At 67.1% G+C, this 12,568-nt stretch carries 13 protein-coding genes; 4 read left to right on the top strand and 9 right to left on the bottom strand.

Features of this window, described 5'->3' with window-relative positions:
* Positions 1 to 6: 6 nt before the first annotated feature.
* The 6 genes from ACZ5M6_RS07205 to ACZ5M6_RS07180 all read right to left on the bottom strand — a co-directional run bounded on the left by ACZ5M6_RS07205 (position 7) and on the right by ACZ5M6_RS07180 (position 5,324).
* Positions 7 to 1,209, bottom strand: coding sequence for a CCA tRNA nucleotidyltransferase (locus tag ACZ5M6_RS07205; protein ID WP_464160025.1), 1,203 nt, complete (start codon positions 1,207 to 1,209; stop codon positions 7 to 9).
* A complete protein-coding gene (locus tag ACZ5M6_RS07200; protein ID WP_201463855.1) occupies positions 1,206 to 1,880 on the bottom strand; it encodes a CoA pyrophosphatase in 675 nt (224 codons plus the stop codon). The genes ACZ5M6_RS07205 and ACZ5M6_RS07200 overlap by 4 nt, the downstream gene beginning before the upstream one ends.
* Entirely contained in the window at positions 1,877 to 2,431 is a 555-nt protein-coding gene (locus ACZ5M6_RS07195) for a DUF1285 domain-containing protein (protein ID WP_464160024.1), read from the bottom strand. Before ACZ5M6_RS07195 ends, ACZ5M6_RS07200 begins: the two co-directional genes overlap by 4 nt.
* Before the next feature lie 458 nt (positions 2,432 to 2,889).
* Positions 2,890 to 3,396 carry a GNAT family N-acetyltransferase gene (locus tag ACZ5M6_RS07190; RefSeq protein WP_464160023.1) on the bottom strand — a complete coding sequence of 169 codons (507 nt, stop codon included), beginning with the start codon at positions 3,394 to 3,396 and terminating at the stop codon, positions 2,890 to 2,892.
* A gap of 72 nt (positions 3,397 to 3,468) precedes the next feature.
* Positions 3,469 to 4,242 (bottom strand): enoyl-CoA hydratase, encoded by a 774-nt coding sequence (locus ACZ5M6_RS07185; protein ID WP_464160022.1) that lies wholly within the window; start codon positions 4,240 to 4,242, stop codon positions 3,469 to 3,471.
* Complete coding sequence (locus ACZ5M6_RS07180) at positions 4,239 to 5,324, bottom strand: MBL fold metallo-hydrolase (protein WP_464160021.1); 1,086 nt, start codon at positions 5,322 to 5,324, stop codon at positions 4,239 to 4,241. The genes ACZ5M6_RS07185 and ACZ5M6_RS07180 overlap by 4 nt, the downstream gene beginning before the upstream one ends.
* Positions 5,325 to 5,449: 125 nt before the next feature.
* Here ACZ5M6_RS07180 and ACZ5M6_RS07175 point away from each other — a divergent pair, with 125 nt between their 5' ends.
* The 4 genes from ACZ5M6_RS07175 (at position 5,450) to ACZ5M6_RS07160 (ending at position 8,784) form a co-directional block, all read left to right on the top strand.
* Positions 5,450 to 6,379, top strand: coding sequence for a hypothetical protein (locus ACZ5M6_RS07175; protein WP_464160020.1), 930 nt, complete (start codon positions 5,450 to 5,452; stop codon positions 6,377 to 6,379).
* Positions 6,380 to 6,480: 101 nt separating this feature from the next.
* Positions 6,481 to 7,278, top strand: coding sequence for an exodeoxyribonuclease III (gene xth, locus ACZ5M6_RS07170; protein WP_336970722.1), 798 nt, complete (start codon positions 6,481 to 6,483; stop codon positions 7,276 to 7,278).
* Positions 7,279 to 7,281: 3 nt separating this feature from the next.
* Entirely contained in the window at positions 7,282 to 7,797 is a 516-nt protein-coding gene (locus ACZ5M6_RS07165) for a hypothetical protein (protein WP_054765085.1), read from the top strand.
* An 81-nt stretch (positions 7,798 to 7,878) separates the two neighbouring features.
* Positions 7,879 to 8,784, top strand: coding sequence for a cobalamin biosynthesis protein CbiG (locus tag ACZ5M6_RS07160; RefSeq protein WP_336970719.1), 906 nt, complete (start codon positions 7,879 to 7,881; stop codon positions 8,782 to 8,784).
* A gap of 14 nt (positions 8,785 to 8,798) precedes the next feature.
* Here ACZ5M6_RS07160 and ACZ5M6_RS07155 read toward each other — a convergent pair whose 3' ends face one another.
* The 3 genes from ACZ5M6_RS07155 to ACZ5M6_RS07145 all read right to left on the bottom strand — a co-directional run bounded on the left by ACZ5M6_RS07155 (position 8,799) and on the right by ACZ5M6_RS07145 (position 12,328).
* A complete protein-coding gene (locus ACZ5M6_RS07155; RefSeq protein ID WP_464160019.1) occupies positions 8,799 to 9,977 on the bottom strand; it encodes a carboxynorspermidine decarboxylase in 1,179 nt (392 codons plus the stop codon).
* A gap of 11 nt (positions 9,978 to 9,988) precedes the next feature.
* Positions 9,989 to 11,194 (bottom strand): saccharopine dehydrogenase family protein, encoded by a 1,206-nt coding sequence (locus ACZ5M6_RS07150; protein WP_444573213.1) that lies wholly within the window; start codon positions 11,192 to 11,194, stop codon positions 9,989 to 9,991.
* 570 nt (positions 11,195 to 11,764) lie between these two features.
* Entirely contained in the window at positions 11,765 to 12,328 is a 564-nt protein-coding gene (locus tag ACZ5M6_RS07145; protein ID WP_191555371.1) for a hypothetical protein, read from the bottom strand.
* Positions 12,329 to 12,568 lie beyond the last annotated feature (240 nt).

Below are 12,568 nucleotides of genomic sequence, written 5' to 3'. Positions count from 1 at the left end.
CGGGGTTCAGCCGCCGATCAGGGCCTTCAAGCGGGCCTCATGGCCGTCCGTCGGAAAGTCGTCGGCGATCCAGCCGTCCTCGAACGCCTTGAGGATGCGTCCCGTATCCGGTCCCGGCTGAAGCCCCAGCCGCGCCAGGTCGCGGCCGCCGACCGGCAGCCTGGGGGGCGTCCAGTCCTCGGCCAGCCGCCGCAGCTGACCGCCGTCGCCCCCTTCCGCCGCTTCCGCCCGCGCCAGCCGATCTTCAAAGGCGCGGCGCCCCAGCCGATAGATCGCAGCCCGTGCCTCGGCCGCGCCCATGTCGGGCCTCACCGCCAGCCCCTCGGCGACCGCCGCCGCCAGCCGGTCGCGCACGGCGTTGGACAGTCGCAAGCCTTCCGCAATCCTCCGCACCGCCGCCTCATCGACGGGCAGAAGCGCCGACAGCCGCAGGACAGGATCGCCGCTGCGTCGGCTCAGGGCCTCGAACATCGCCAGGGGTCGAACCTCCGGCAAGACCTGGCTCAGCACGCCCGTCCTCTCCATGGCGCGCACGCTGGCGACCGGGTCCGGCGCCGCCAGCAGTTTCAACAGCTCCTTGGACACCCGCTCGGCCGAGAGCCGCGCCATGCCGCTTTTCAGAGCGGCGCAGGCGGCCAGTCCCGTCGCGTCCGGCGCGCCCCGCCCATACCAGGCTTGAAACCGGAAGAAGCGGAGGATGCGCAGATAGTCTTCGCGGATGCGCGTTTCGGCCTCGCCGACGAAGACGATCCGCCCCTCGGCGGCGTCCGCCAGCCCCCCGCCCGTCGGATCGAACACCACGCCGGTCGCATCGGCGTAGAGGGCGTTGAGGCGGAAGTCCCGCCGCGCGGCATCCTCCGCCCAATCCCGGGTGAAGGCCACCACGGCGCGCCGGCCGTCGGTCTCCACGTCGCGGCGCAGGGTGGTGATCTCATAGGGCGCCCGCTCTGAAACCGCCGTGACCGTGCCGTGCTCAACACCCGTCGGCACAGCCTTCAGCCCTGCCGCCTTCAGCGCCGCCATCGTCTGTTCGGGCGTCAGCCGCGTGGCGATGTCGATGTCGTCCACCGCACGGCCCATCAGGCTGTTGCGGACGCAGCCCCCGACGAAGCGGGCGCAGTCGGCGCCGCCCGCCGCTTCCAGCGCCGCCATGACGGCGCGGGTGGCCGTCGCCTCCAGCCAGGGCTGGCCTTTCACCGAGGCCGTCATGCCTCAACCTCGGCGGCGTCCCGCTCGGCTGCGCGTTCCGGGTCGACCTCGTCGCCGTAAAGACGCGCGTGAAGTCCCTTCAGAATGCCGGCCGTGACGCCCCAGATGTAGCGCTCCTGCCAGGGCATGGCCCAGAACCACCGCCGCAGACCGTCCTCCAGGTCATAAAAATCCCGCCGGTGATTGGCCGCGTCCATCAGAAAGTCCCAGGGCGTCTCGAACACCTCCGCCACCTCGTCCGGCGACGGTCGGGTCAGGGGCGGCTGGTCCAGCCATCCGATCACCGGCGTCACCAGAAATCCCGTGCCGGTCTCATAGGCGTCCGACAGACCCAGAACCTCGACGGCGGCGGGGTTCAGCGCCACCTCCTCGTCGGCCTCGCGCAGGGCGGCCTGGACGGCGGTTTCACCAGGGTCCAGCCGACCGCCCGGAAAGGCGATCTGTCCCGTGTGCCGGGCCAGGGTGTCGGCCCGACGGGTCAGCAGAACCGTCGCCCCCTCCGGCCGCGCCACGACCGGGATCAGGACGGCGGCTGGCCTCAACTCCCGCACAGGCCGCGCCGCCTGGGGATTGAGATCGAAATCGGAACGCGCCGGCGCCGCCTCCGCCCGCCAGGCCCCGATCGGCGCCAGCCGCTCCGAAAGTCTGCGCCTCAGGGTCTCCAGACTCACGCCACGGCTCCCAGAGGAAACACCTGCCCGCCGGACCGGACCACCAGCCGCCCGTCCGCCTCCTCGGCCGCCTCGACCAATTCATAGAAGACCGCCCGCGTGATCCGCGCCCACAGGTCACGGCGCACATGCACGCGCGGCGCCGGCTCGCCGGTCTCGGGATCTTCGTCCACCACCAGGGGGTCGTCCGCCCCGGCCCGCACCTCGTCGCCGACGTCGGTGGTGAAGATCAGGTCGTCCCCCTCGCGCCGCACCGCCACGGCGCGAAACGGCAGGTCCTCGACCTCGATCTTCATCTTCTCGACCGGCGTGACCAGATGATAGCCGTCCGGGTCCAGGCGCAGAACGGTGGAGAACAGCCGCACCAGGGCCTCGCGCCCGATCGGCGATCCTTCGTGCATCCAGACGCCGTCTCGGCGGATCCCGATGTCGATCTCGCCGCAATGGGCCGGATTCCACAGATGAACCGGCGGCAGTCCTCGGCCGGGCGCCTGTTTCGCCGCCTCTGCGACCGCGTTCAGACCTTTGGGCGTTTCATCCGGTTCTGTCATGACGCCCCTGACTTAGTGGCTGATCGTCCTGGACGGAACCGCGAAGCGATTCTTCGTCAGCCGATCCGGCCGGCCCTCCCGTCCGATCAAGGCGGAGGCGTCGCCCGCCTTCATCCCCCGTCCTCTCCGCCCCCGGCGCGCCAGGGCCTGCCCCAGAACCTGCCGTTGGACGCCCGCGCGACCTCGCCAGAACCCGCCCTCTGTTTCAACGGCTTGCGGCCTCAGCCGCCGAACGATCCGGCGCCTCGCTCGACGCCCCTATAATGACGCCCGGTCTTTGACATCGCAAAGAGAGAGCCAGGCGGGACCGCCGCCGGACAGTCCGATCCGTGTCCGGCTGTTTTAGCAATAAGATCAAAGGCCGTCGGACAGATCGGACACATCGGACACCTTTTTTGTCGGACACATCGGACACATCGGACACTGTTTTCGCGTTCAATGAGCCCGCCGGGGGAAGGTCAGCCGATGCGGACGCCGCCGGCCGCCGTTTCACTCCCGACCGCCAGCCACAGCACGCGCCGCTGATCGACCGGCCCCGGCAACTGGGCCTCGGGCGCCCCGACGAAGCCGAACCGCTCGAAATAGGCGCGGTCGCCGACCAGCAGAACCCCGCCGGTCGCCGTCATCCGGGCATGATCGACGCAGGCCTGAACCAGACGCGCCCCCAACCCTTCGCTGCGAACCGCCGCCTCGACCGCGATGGGGCCTAAAAACAGGCCGGGCGTCGCGCCGATCACCACGGGCCATAGCCGGACAGACCCGACGACCCGGCCCTGCCGATGGGCGACGAAGCCCACGGCGGGTCGCGTCCCCTCGCGCAGCCGCTCGGCCGTCTTGGCGAAACGGCCCGGACCGAAGGCGGCCATAATCAAGGCCTCGACGCCCGGCGCGTCGGCAGGCGTTTCAAGGTCGATGGGCTCGGCGACCGGGTCAGGGGCCGAAATCTGGATAGAGGCGTGCGACATGGGCGCTCCGACGGGGGCGCGCGCACCTAGAACCAAAGCTGCGCTGAATCAAGGCGCGGTCTTGCGACGCCTTCAGCCCGCCTTCGAAAAGTCGGGCGCCCGCTTCTGGGTGAAGGCCATGAAGGCCTCCATGGCTTCCGGGCTTCGCATCTGGGATCCGAACGCCTCGCCCTCGCGCTGCATCAAGGCCCACAGGCCTTCCGCATCGCGCATCAGCCGCTTGGTCTTGCGGATCGAATTGGGCGCACGGGCCGCCACCTTGGCCGCCAGCTCCGCCGCCGTCGCCTCGACCGCCTCCGCCGGAACGACGCGATTGGCCAGGCCCCAGGCCGCCGCCGTCCGGCCGTCGACCGGCTCGCCCAGGGCGAACAGTTCGAACGCCCGCTGATGACCGACCACGGCCGGCAGCAGCAGGCTGGACGCCGCCTCCGGCGCCAGGGCCAGATTGACGAACGGAACCGACAGCAGGGCGTCCTCGGCCACCACCACCAGGTCGCAGTGCAGCAGCATGGTCAGGCCGATGCCGACCGCCCGGCCCTTCACCGCGGCCACCAGCGGCTTGTCCAGATCGGCCAGGGACTTCAGGAAGCGGAACACCGGCATGTCGAACGGCTGTTCTGTCTGGGAGCCGATGGCGATGAAGTCCCCGATGTCATTGCCGGCCGAAAAGCTGTCGCCTTCGGCCCGCAGCAGCAGAACCCGCACGGCCTCGTCGGTCCGCGCCTGTTCGACCGCCTCCGCCAATGCGGCGTACATGGTCTGGGTGATGGCGTTCTTCTTGTCGGCCCGGTCCAGCGTCAGGGTCAGGACGCCGTCGGCCAGTTCTGTGCGGATATGTTCGCTCACGTCGTTTCCTCGTCCCGTTTGACGGCCGTCCACCAGTCGACGCCGTTCTCATCGCGCGTCCGTTCGGCGCGGCCGCGCTTTGCCAGATAGTTCAGATGCGCCTGGGCCTCGCCCGTGGCCATGCCCAGAACGCTGTCATCCACCGCGCGCCCGAAGACGGCGGAGAAGCCGTCGATCACCCTAGACGGTTGACGCAAGGTCCGCTCAAGCCGTTTCAGCGCCGTCTCATGGCCGCGTTTCAGAGCGTCGAGCCGGGCGTGAACGCCCAGGAAGGGTTCGCCGTGCGACGGCAGAATGAAGGCCCCGTCCGGCAGAAGGCGCCGCAGCTTCTCCAGCGAATCCATCCAGTCGCCCAGCGGATCGGCTTCGGGCTCGGTGGGCCAGACCGAGACGTTCGACGAAATCCGGGGCAGGATCTGATCGCCGGAGATGAAGATGTCGTCAGACCTACGCCACAGGCAAACGTGCTCCGGGCTGTGGCCTGACCCGACCACCACGGTCCAGTCGTCGCCGTCGATCTGGATCACATCCTCATCCGACAGCCGCAGATAGCTGCGCGGCATCGCCGCCACCCCCTTGGCGAAGCCGCCGTAATCCTTGCGCCAGCGGTCGATCTGGGCCTCGCTCCACCCGGCGGCCCGATAGTAGCGTTCGCCGTCCTCGGGGGCGTCCCCGGCCTCTTCGGCCATCAGCATCCGGGCGGTGACATATTCCAGCCGCGACATCAGCAGCGGCGCGCCGCTCCGCTCGCACAGCCAGCCGGCCAGGCCGACGTGATCGGGGTGCATATGGGTGCAGACCAGGCGGCGGATCGGGCGCCCTTCCAGCGCGCCGGCCAGCGCTGCTTCCCAGGCCGCAATACTGTCAGGCGTGCGCAGGCCGGTATCGACCACCGTCCATCCGTCGCCGTCCTGAAGGGCGTAGACGTTTACGTGGTTCAGCTGGAACGGCAGGGTCAGCCGCATCCACAGGACGCCGGGGGCGACTTCGATCGCCTCTCCTCCCGCGGGCGTCTGGGGCATGGGGTAGGTCAGCCCTCTTGCGTCCATCCCCGTCTTCACCGCCGTCGCATCGTCCGCCAAGTGGGTCTCCAATCAAAACGCGCAGACCTTAATCCCGTCAGACCTCCATCGTCCACAGCCGCCTTGACCCTGCCCGATTAGAAGGCCACGAAGCGTTCAGTCCTTTCAGATCTCCAAGGTGTTCCATGAAAGCCCGCTTCGCCGCCGTCCTCGCGGCGCTGATGTTCAGCGCCGTTACGGTCGCTCCCGCCGCGGCCCAGACCCGCCCCAATGACGATCGCCAGGCTGTTGCAGAAGGCTCTTCACGAGCCGCCGCAGCGCGCCAACGGCGCGAACGCCGCCCTGCGGCGCCGACGCCTGAGCAGATCATGGCGGCGGCTCAGGAACAGGCCACCCTGGCCAACACCAAATGCCAGGTCACCGAAGCCAAGCTGCTGGGCGAAACCCCGGCCAAGACCTCCGTCTATGAAGTCGCCTGCGCCGCCGGTCCTGGTTACCTGATCGAATCCAAAACGCCGCCCTCGGCGATGGACTGCGTTCTTCTCGCCCATTCGGCGTCGGTCGTGCGTGCGCGCGATCCCGCGGCCGATGTCGGCTCGCAATGCACCCTTCCCGCCAACACCGACACTCTCAAGGTCCTGCGCGAATACGCCGTGAAGGCGGGCGTCCCCTGCACCGTCGACGAAGCCAAGGTCCTGGGCCAGTCCAACGACGGCGGCGTCATGTATGAGATCGGCTGCGCCGATGCGTCCGGCTTCTGGGTCAAGGCGTTGAACGACAACTGGACCAAGACGCCCTGTATCCAGGTTCTGGCTGAAGGCGGCGCCTGCGCCTTCACCACCGCCGCCGAAAATGCGGCCCAGGTGAAGCAACTGCTGGCGGGATCGGAAGCGGCGGGCTGCGACGTCACCGAGGCGCGCCTGATGGGCCAGAACGCCAACGGTCTGTTCTATGAAGCCAAATGCGCCGGCGCCGACGGCGTCATCGCCCGCGTGAACGCCGAGAACGTCGTGCAGCAGATCTACCCTTGCGCCACCGCTCAGCGGATCGGCGGCGGCTGCACCCTGACGCCGGCCCCTGCTGCGGCCCCCGCCCCGGCCGGCGGCCGCCCCTAAGACAGACCGTTAGACGGCAAGGGGCCGCCGGAGCGATCCGGCGGCCCTTTTGTTTGCGGCGCCTCTTTCCCGAAACCGAGACGCAGCCTAGCGTCGCCACCATGCGCATCGCCACCTGGAACGTGAACTCGGTCAACGCCCGCCTGCCCACCGTGCTGGCCTGGCTGGAGCAGGCCGCCCCCGACGTCGCCTGTTTCCAGGAGATCAAGTGCGTGGACGAGAAGTTCCCGCGCGAGGCTTTCGAGAGCCTGGGCTACAACGTCGAGACCCACGGCCAGAAGAGCTACAACGGCGTGGCCCTGCTGTCGAAACACCCGCTGTCGGACGTGCGGCGCGGCTTGCCTGGCGACGAGACCGACGAACAGGCCCGATATCTGGAGGCGGTGATCGAGGCGCCCCGGCCGATCCGGGTGGCCTCCATCTATCTGCCGAACGGCAATCCGATCGGGACTGAGAAGTTCGACTACAAGCTGGCCTGGTTCGAGCGGCTGAACCGCCATGCGCGCGACCTGTTGGCCTTCGAGGAGCCCCTGGCCCTGTGCGGCGACTATAACGTCATTCCCGAGCCGGAAGACGCCAAGAACCCCGCCGCCTGGACCGATGACGCCCTGTTCCAGCCCCAGAGCCGCCAGGCCTTCCGCGCCCTGAAGCACCTGGGCCTGGCCGACGCGCACGAGGTGGGGGGCGAACCGGCCGGGACCTACAGCTTCTGGGACTATCAGGCCGGCGCCTGGCAGAGGAACCACGGCATCCGCATCGACTTCGCCCTGCTGTCGCCCCAGGCCGCCGACCGGCTGCGGGGGATCGAGACCCATCGCGAGGCCCGCGAGATGGACAAGCCCAGCGACCATGTGCCGGTGGTGGTCGATCTGGACCTGTCGGCCGGATCGGAGGCCTGACCCATGGCCGAGGTCGTTCGGGTGGTCCTGCTGATCGCCTTGGCGGCGGCCCTGCTGACGACCCTGGCCCTGGCCCTGTCCTGGTGGATGGAGCCGCCGCGCCGGATACGCAGGGCCCTTCTGAAAGCCCTCGGCGCCCCGCCTGAGGTCGAGGCCGTTTCCCCTCGCGAAGGCCGGGCCTGCGCCCTGAATTTCGACGTCGAACAGGTGGTGGTCCTGTGGGCCAACGGCGCCCACGGCCTGGCCTACGCCTTCGAGGAGGTCGAGGGCGGCGAGATCATCGTCGACGGCCATGTGGTGGCCCGCATCCGGCGCGGCGAGACGCGCAAGTCGCTGGACGTCATGGCGCCGGACGCCGAACAGGTGGTGCTGCGGCTTATGTTCGCAGACGCCCGTCATCCGGAGTTCGAACTGGCCCTGTGGGACGCCGCCCTGGCCGGCGGAACCGGCTCGCCCGGCGAGGCGCTGCGGTTGGGCCGGCGCTGGTTGTCCCACCTGGAAGCCCTGCTGAAGAGCTGACCGCCCCCCTTCCGATTGGGCGGCGAGAGGTCTAGAACCCCCGCTCATTCCTAACGACACGCCTTTTTACGGGAGGCCGCCTTGGCCCGCCTATTCGACGCCTATGTCGTCGCCGACTGGACCGCCGCCGAGACCAAGAAGCTGGGCGACAGCTCGCTGTGGATCGGGGTGGCCAAGCGCGACGTGCGCTTCCGCCTCTATACCGAGACGCACAATGTCGCGACGCGGGCCGAGGGCGAGGCCCTGTTGGCCTCGATCCTGGCGGACCACCGAAAGCGCGGCGACCGGGTTCTGGTCGGGCTGGACTTCAACTTCGGCTATCCCGTCGGCACGGCCGCGCGGCTGAAGCTGGAGGGAACACCCTGGCAAGCCATGTGGAAATTCATCGCCGCCAATGTGGTGGACAAGGCCGACAATACGAACAACCGCTATCAGGTGGCGGCCAAGATGAACCGGCTGATGACGGACGAGGCCTGGCCCCTGTGGGGCGCGCCTGCCAAACAGGCGCAGCGCTGGCTGACCACGACCAAGCCGCCCGCCGGCGCCGGCGCCGACATCCCCGAGTTCCGGGCGACCGAGAATGCGGCGCGCAAAGGCAAGCTACAGCCCAAGAGCGTGTGGCAGATGCACGGGGCCGGCGCCGTGGGCGGCCAGACCCTGGTGGGCATACCGGCCGTGCGCAGGCTGTTGGAATCTCTGGGACCTTCGGGCGCCGTCTGGCCGTTCGGCACCGGCTGGCGCGAACTGACGCCCGACGACGTCGAGCCCCTGTCGGCCCTGGTTGTCGAGGTCTGGCCCTCGATGTTCGACGGCAAACCCCATGAGGGCGAGTTCAAGGATCAGGCCCAGGTCCGCGCCACCGCCGAGGCCCTGGCCCACATGGACGAGGCCGGCGAACTGGCCAAGGCCTTCGGCCCGCCCAAGGACGCCACGCCCGAGTTGATCGCCCAGGTGGAGCAGGAAGAAGGCTGGATCCTGGGGGTCTAAGACCCCCAGGTCCGTCAGGACAGGCGGTCGCGGAACTCTGACCAGTCGAACTCGCGGACCAGCTTCAGCGCGTCGGTGTCGCTGTTCCACAGGGCGATCGCCGGCAGCGGCACCCCGTTGAAGGTGTTGGTCTTCACCATCGAATAGTGGGCCTGATCCAGGAAGGCGATACGGGTTCCAGCCGTGGGCGCGGTGGCGAAGCCATAGTCGCCGATGATGTCGCCGGCCAGGCAGGAGGGCCCGCCCAGGCGATAGGTCACGCCGCCTTCCGCCTCGTTCAGCATGGCCGGACGATAGGGGGCCTCGATCACGTCCGGCATGTGGCAGGTCGCCGAGATGTCGGTGATGGCGATGGGCAGGCCGTTGTGGAAGGTGTCCAGCACCTCGCCCACCAGTATGCCGGCGTCCAGCGCAATGGCCTCGCCCGGCTCGATATAGACCTGAAGCCCGTAGCGCTGCCCCAGATCCTTCAGGAAGGCGACCAGGGCGTCGATCCGATAGTCGGCGCGGGTCACATGATGGCCGCCGCCCAGGTTGATCCATTTCAGGTCGGGCAGCAGGGGCGCCAGCTTCGGCTCCACGGCGGCCCAGATCCGCTCAAGCGGCTCGAACCCCTGTTCGCACAGGGCGTGGATGTGCAGGCCGTCGACGCCGTTCAGATGCTCGGCCGTCAGCTGCGACACCGGAAAGCCCAGCCGCGAGCCCAGCTGGCAGGGGTCATATTTGGCGACCTCGCCCTCCGAATGCTCCGGGTTCAGACGCAGGCCGATGTCGAACGTCTCGCCCTCCGCACGGGCGGCCGAGATCAGGTCGGCGAAGCGGGCGATCTGGTCCGGGGCGTTGAAGATGACCGTATCCGACAGCCGCAGGATCTCGGGCAGGTCGGCGGGCTTGTAGGCGGGGGAATAGGTGGTCAGGTGGCCCTTGTAGAACTCCCGCGCCAGGCGCGCTTCCCACAGGCCCGAGGCGCAGACGCCGTCGAGATATTCCCCGACGACATCGGCCAGCGACCACATGGAGAAGGCCTTCAGGGCCAGCAGCACCCGGGCGTCCGCCCGCGCCCCGACGTCCTGAAGGACGGCCAGGTTGCGACGCACAGCGACCTCGTCGACCACGAAAGCGGGCGACGGGACGCGGTTCAGATCGAACCGGGCGAAGGCGCCCGGTCCGCCGGCCTGGGTCTGCATGACCATGGGGCTTATCCTCAGAAGTCCAGCGGGGCGTCGAGTTCCTCGACCGTCCAGGGCAGGCCGTGCTTGTTCAGCATGTCCATGAAGGGATCGGGATCCAGTTGCTCCATGTTGAACACCCCCTCGCCCTTCCACTGGCCGGTCAGCATCAGGGCCGCGCCGATCATGGCGGGGACGCCGGTGGTGTAGCTGACGGCCTGGTTGCCGGTCTCGGCATAGGCCTCCTGGTGGTCGCAGATGTTCTTGACGTAGATCGTCTTCTGCGCCCCGTCCTTCAGGCCGGTGGCGATGGCGCCGATATTGGTCTTGCCCTTGGTGATCGGGCCGAGCGACGCGGGCTCGGGCAGCAGGGCCTTCAGGAACTCGATCGGGATGATTTCGCGGCCCTGGAACATCATCGGCTCGATCGAGGTCATGCCCACGTTCTCCAGCACCTCCAGATGCTTCAGATAGGAGTCGCCGAAGGTCATCCAGAAGCGGATACGCTTGATTTCCGGATAGAATTTGGCCAGCGACTCCAGTTCCTCATGGTACATGAGGTACATGTTCTTGGGCCCCACCCCCTCGAAGTCGAAGGTCTGTTTGTGGCTCAGCGCCGGGCCCTCGACCCACTGGCCGTTCTCCCAGTGACGCGAGTTGGCGGTCACTTCGCGCAGATTGATCTCGGGGTTGAAGTTGGTCGCGAACGGCAGGCCGGTGTCGCCGCCGTTGCAGTCCAGGATGTCGAGGGTCTCGATCGAATCCAGCAGGTGCTTCTTGGTGTAGGTGGTGAAGACCGAGGTCACGCCGGGGTCGAAGCCCGACCCCAAGAGGGCCATCAGACCGGCGTCCTTGAAGCGGTCCTGATAGGCCCACTGCCACTTGTATTCGAACTTGGCCTCGTCGCGCGGCTCATAGTTGGCGGTGTCGAGATAGTTGACGCCGGCGGCCAGGCAGGCGTCCATGATCGACAGGTCCTGGTACGGCAGGGCCAGGTTCACGACCAGGGCCGGCTTGACCGACTGGATCAGGGCGGTGGTGGCGGCCACGTCGTCGGCGTCGATCGCCGCCGTGTCGATGGTCACGCCGAAACGCGACTTCACCGATTCGGCGATGGCGTCGCACTTGGCCTTGGTGCGGCTGGCCAGGGTGATGTGCGAAAAGATGTCCGAATTCATCGCCATCTTATGGACGGCGACCGAACTGACGCCGCCAGCGCCAATGACCAGCACCCTGCTCATCTGTGCTTCTCCTGAAGTCTTGAAAGGCCTCGGCGACATCGCCGCCCGTATAAAGGGCGGGGCTCATAGCACGATGATGACAGGATCGCTAATGGGCGGGGGTTTGTGACGAATTCGGCGATTTTTCGCGTCTGGGCGAGGGGCGTGGGGTGTGGGGCGTGGGGCGCGGCATTCGGAAAAACGGTGTCCGATGTGTCCGATCTGTCCGATTGCGACGACCGACGACGAAAAAAGGGTGTCCGATGTGTCCGGACTGTCCGATCGGGACGGCTGGAGACCGGAAAAACAGTGTCCGATGTGTCCGATTTGTCCGATTTGTCCGATTTGTCCGATTGTGACAGGGGGCGTCGAAGCTGACGAAGGCCGAGCGGACGCCAGACGCCGCAGGGCGTCTTTGCGGAAGGGCTTTACGTTCTCAAGGACCGGCGGGATTATACGCCGGGTTTGAGGGGGGAGGCGATAGAGAAACTCCAACGCCGACCGCTTGTTCTCAAGCCCTTTTCCGATGAAATCGGAATGATGAGGCTCCCCGTAATAGCCAGAGTGACTCCAGGCTGCTTCCGAACTCCGTTAGGAAATCGCAGCCGCCACCTCCCGAGCAAACATCATCAGATTATCCACCGGGCCATAAAGATGGCCCAAGCCGTCCAGGGCCGTCAGTCCACATCTCGCGTGTTCCGCAATTAAAAGAAGTCGCTCTAGCGACGCCTCGTAGAGAAAGAAGGAGATATAGGGGTACTTGGCCTGATGACTATGACCAAACGCACCTCCATTGCAGCTCGAAACCGGACAGGCACCGAGACAGGAAAGCGCAACCACGGCGCTCGCTACTCCAAGATCAAGTCCCCAAAGCTCTTCGACCGGTTCAAACGCGCTTCCACGAACGTTCGTTAGAACCTCTTCCACGTCGCTGGGCGCTTCTCCCAGCCGAATCCGTGTCAGCCATCGCTCTTCTTCACGAAGGACCGCCTGAAGATCGATAGCCGAAAGGGCACGAAGATCGCTGTAATCTTGATTGCCTTCCAGCCCCCCTTCGACCCCCTCCTCGGCTTCGGCTTCCGACAAACTTCTGAGATTGCGGAGAGCGATATCGCGGCGGATCTCCGGGATCGACACAGAAGAACACGACGTCAAGGCGAACTCCGAATCGATCAGAGGTGGAGCCTGCAATCTAGCGCCGATTGACGAGAGCAAGAAAACTAGAACAAAGTAAGAACTGGACTTAGGCCAATGGTGGCGCCAACGTGGTGACATGAGCGAATCGTCAAGCCCTTCGGTCCGGGCGCTGGACCGTCTCAACCTGCGCCTTACAGCCGAAACCTTTGCGGCTATTGGCGCAGCACGCTTCGCGCGACCAGGCCACATTTCTCGGAA

The sequence above is a fragment of the Brevundimonas sp. Br13 genome, assembly GCF_055391505.1.
The sequence above is the reverse complement of the archived record's forward strand: the minus strand, read 5'-3'. Positions and strand labels throughout refer to the sequence as shown.

What these genes read in the sequence shown, in the direction of transcription:
- ACZ5M6_RS07205 (WP_464160025.1), bottom strand. Translation starts at nt 1,209, where the DNA reads ATGACGGCCTCGGTGAAAGGCCAGCCCTGGCTGGAGGCGACGGCCACC.
- ACZ5M6_RS07190 (WP_464160023.1), bottom strand. Translation starts at nt 3,396, where the DNA reads ATGTCGCACGCCTCTATCCAGATTTCGGCCCCTGACCCGGTCGCCGAG.
- ACZ5M6_RS07150 (WP_444573213.1), bottom strand. Translation starts at nt 11,194, where the DNA reads ATGAGCAGGGTGCTGGTCATTGGCGCTGGCGGCGTCAGTTCGGTCGCC.
- ACZ5M6_RS07155 (WP_464160019.1), bottom strand. Translation starts at nt 9,977, where the DNA reads ATGGTCATGCAGACCCAGGCCGGCGGACCGGGCGCCTTCGCCCGGTTC.
- xth (WP_336970722.1), top strand. Translation starts at nt 6,481, where the DNA reads ATGCGCATCGCCACCTGGAACGTGAACTCGGTCAACGCCCGCCTGCCC.
- ACZ5M6_RS07175 (WP_464160020.1), top strand. Translation starts at nt 5,450, where the DNA reads ATGAAAGCCCGCTTCGCCGCCGTCCTCGCGGCGCTGATGTTCAGCGCC.
- ACZ5M6_RS07165 (WP_054765085.1), top strand. Translation starts at nt 7,282, where the DNA reads ATGGCCGAGGTCGTTCGGGTGGTCCTGCTGATCGCCTTGGCGGCGGCC.
- ACZ5M6_RS07195 (WP_464160024.1), bottom strand. Translation starts at nt 2,431, where the DNA reads ATGACAGAACCGGATGAAACGCCCAAAGGTCTGAACGCGGTCGCAGAG.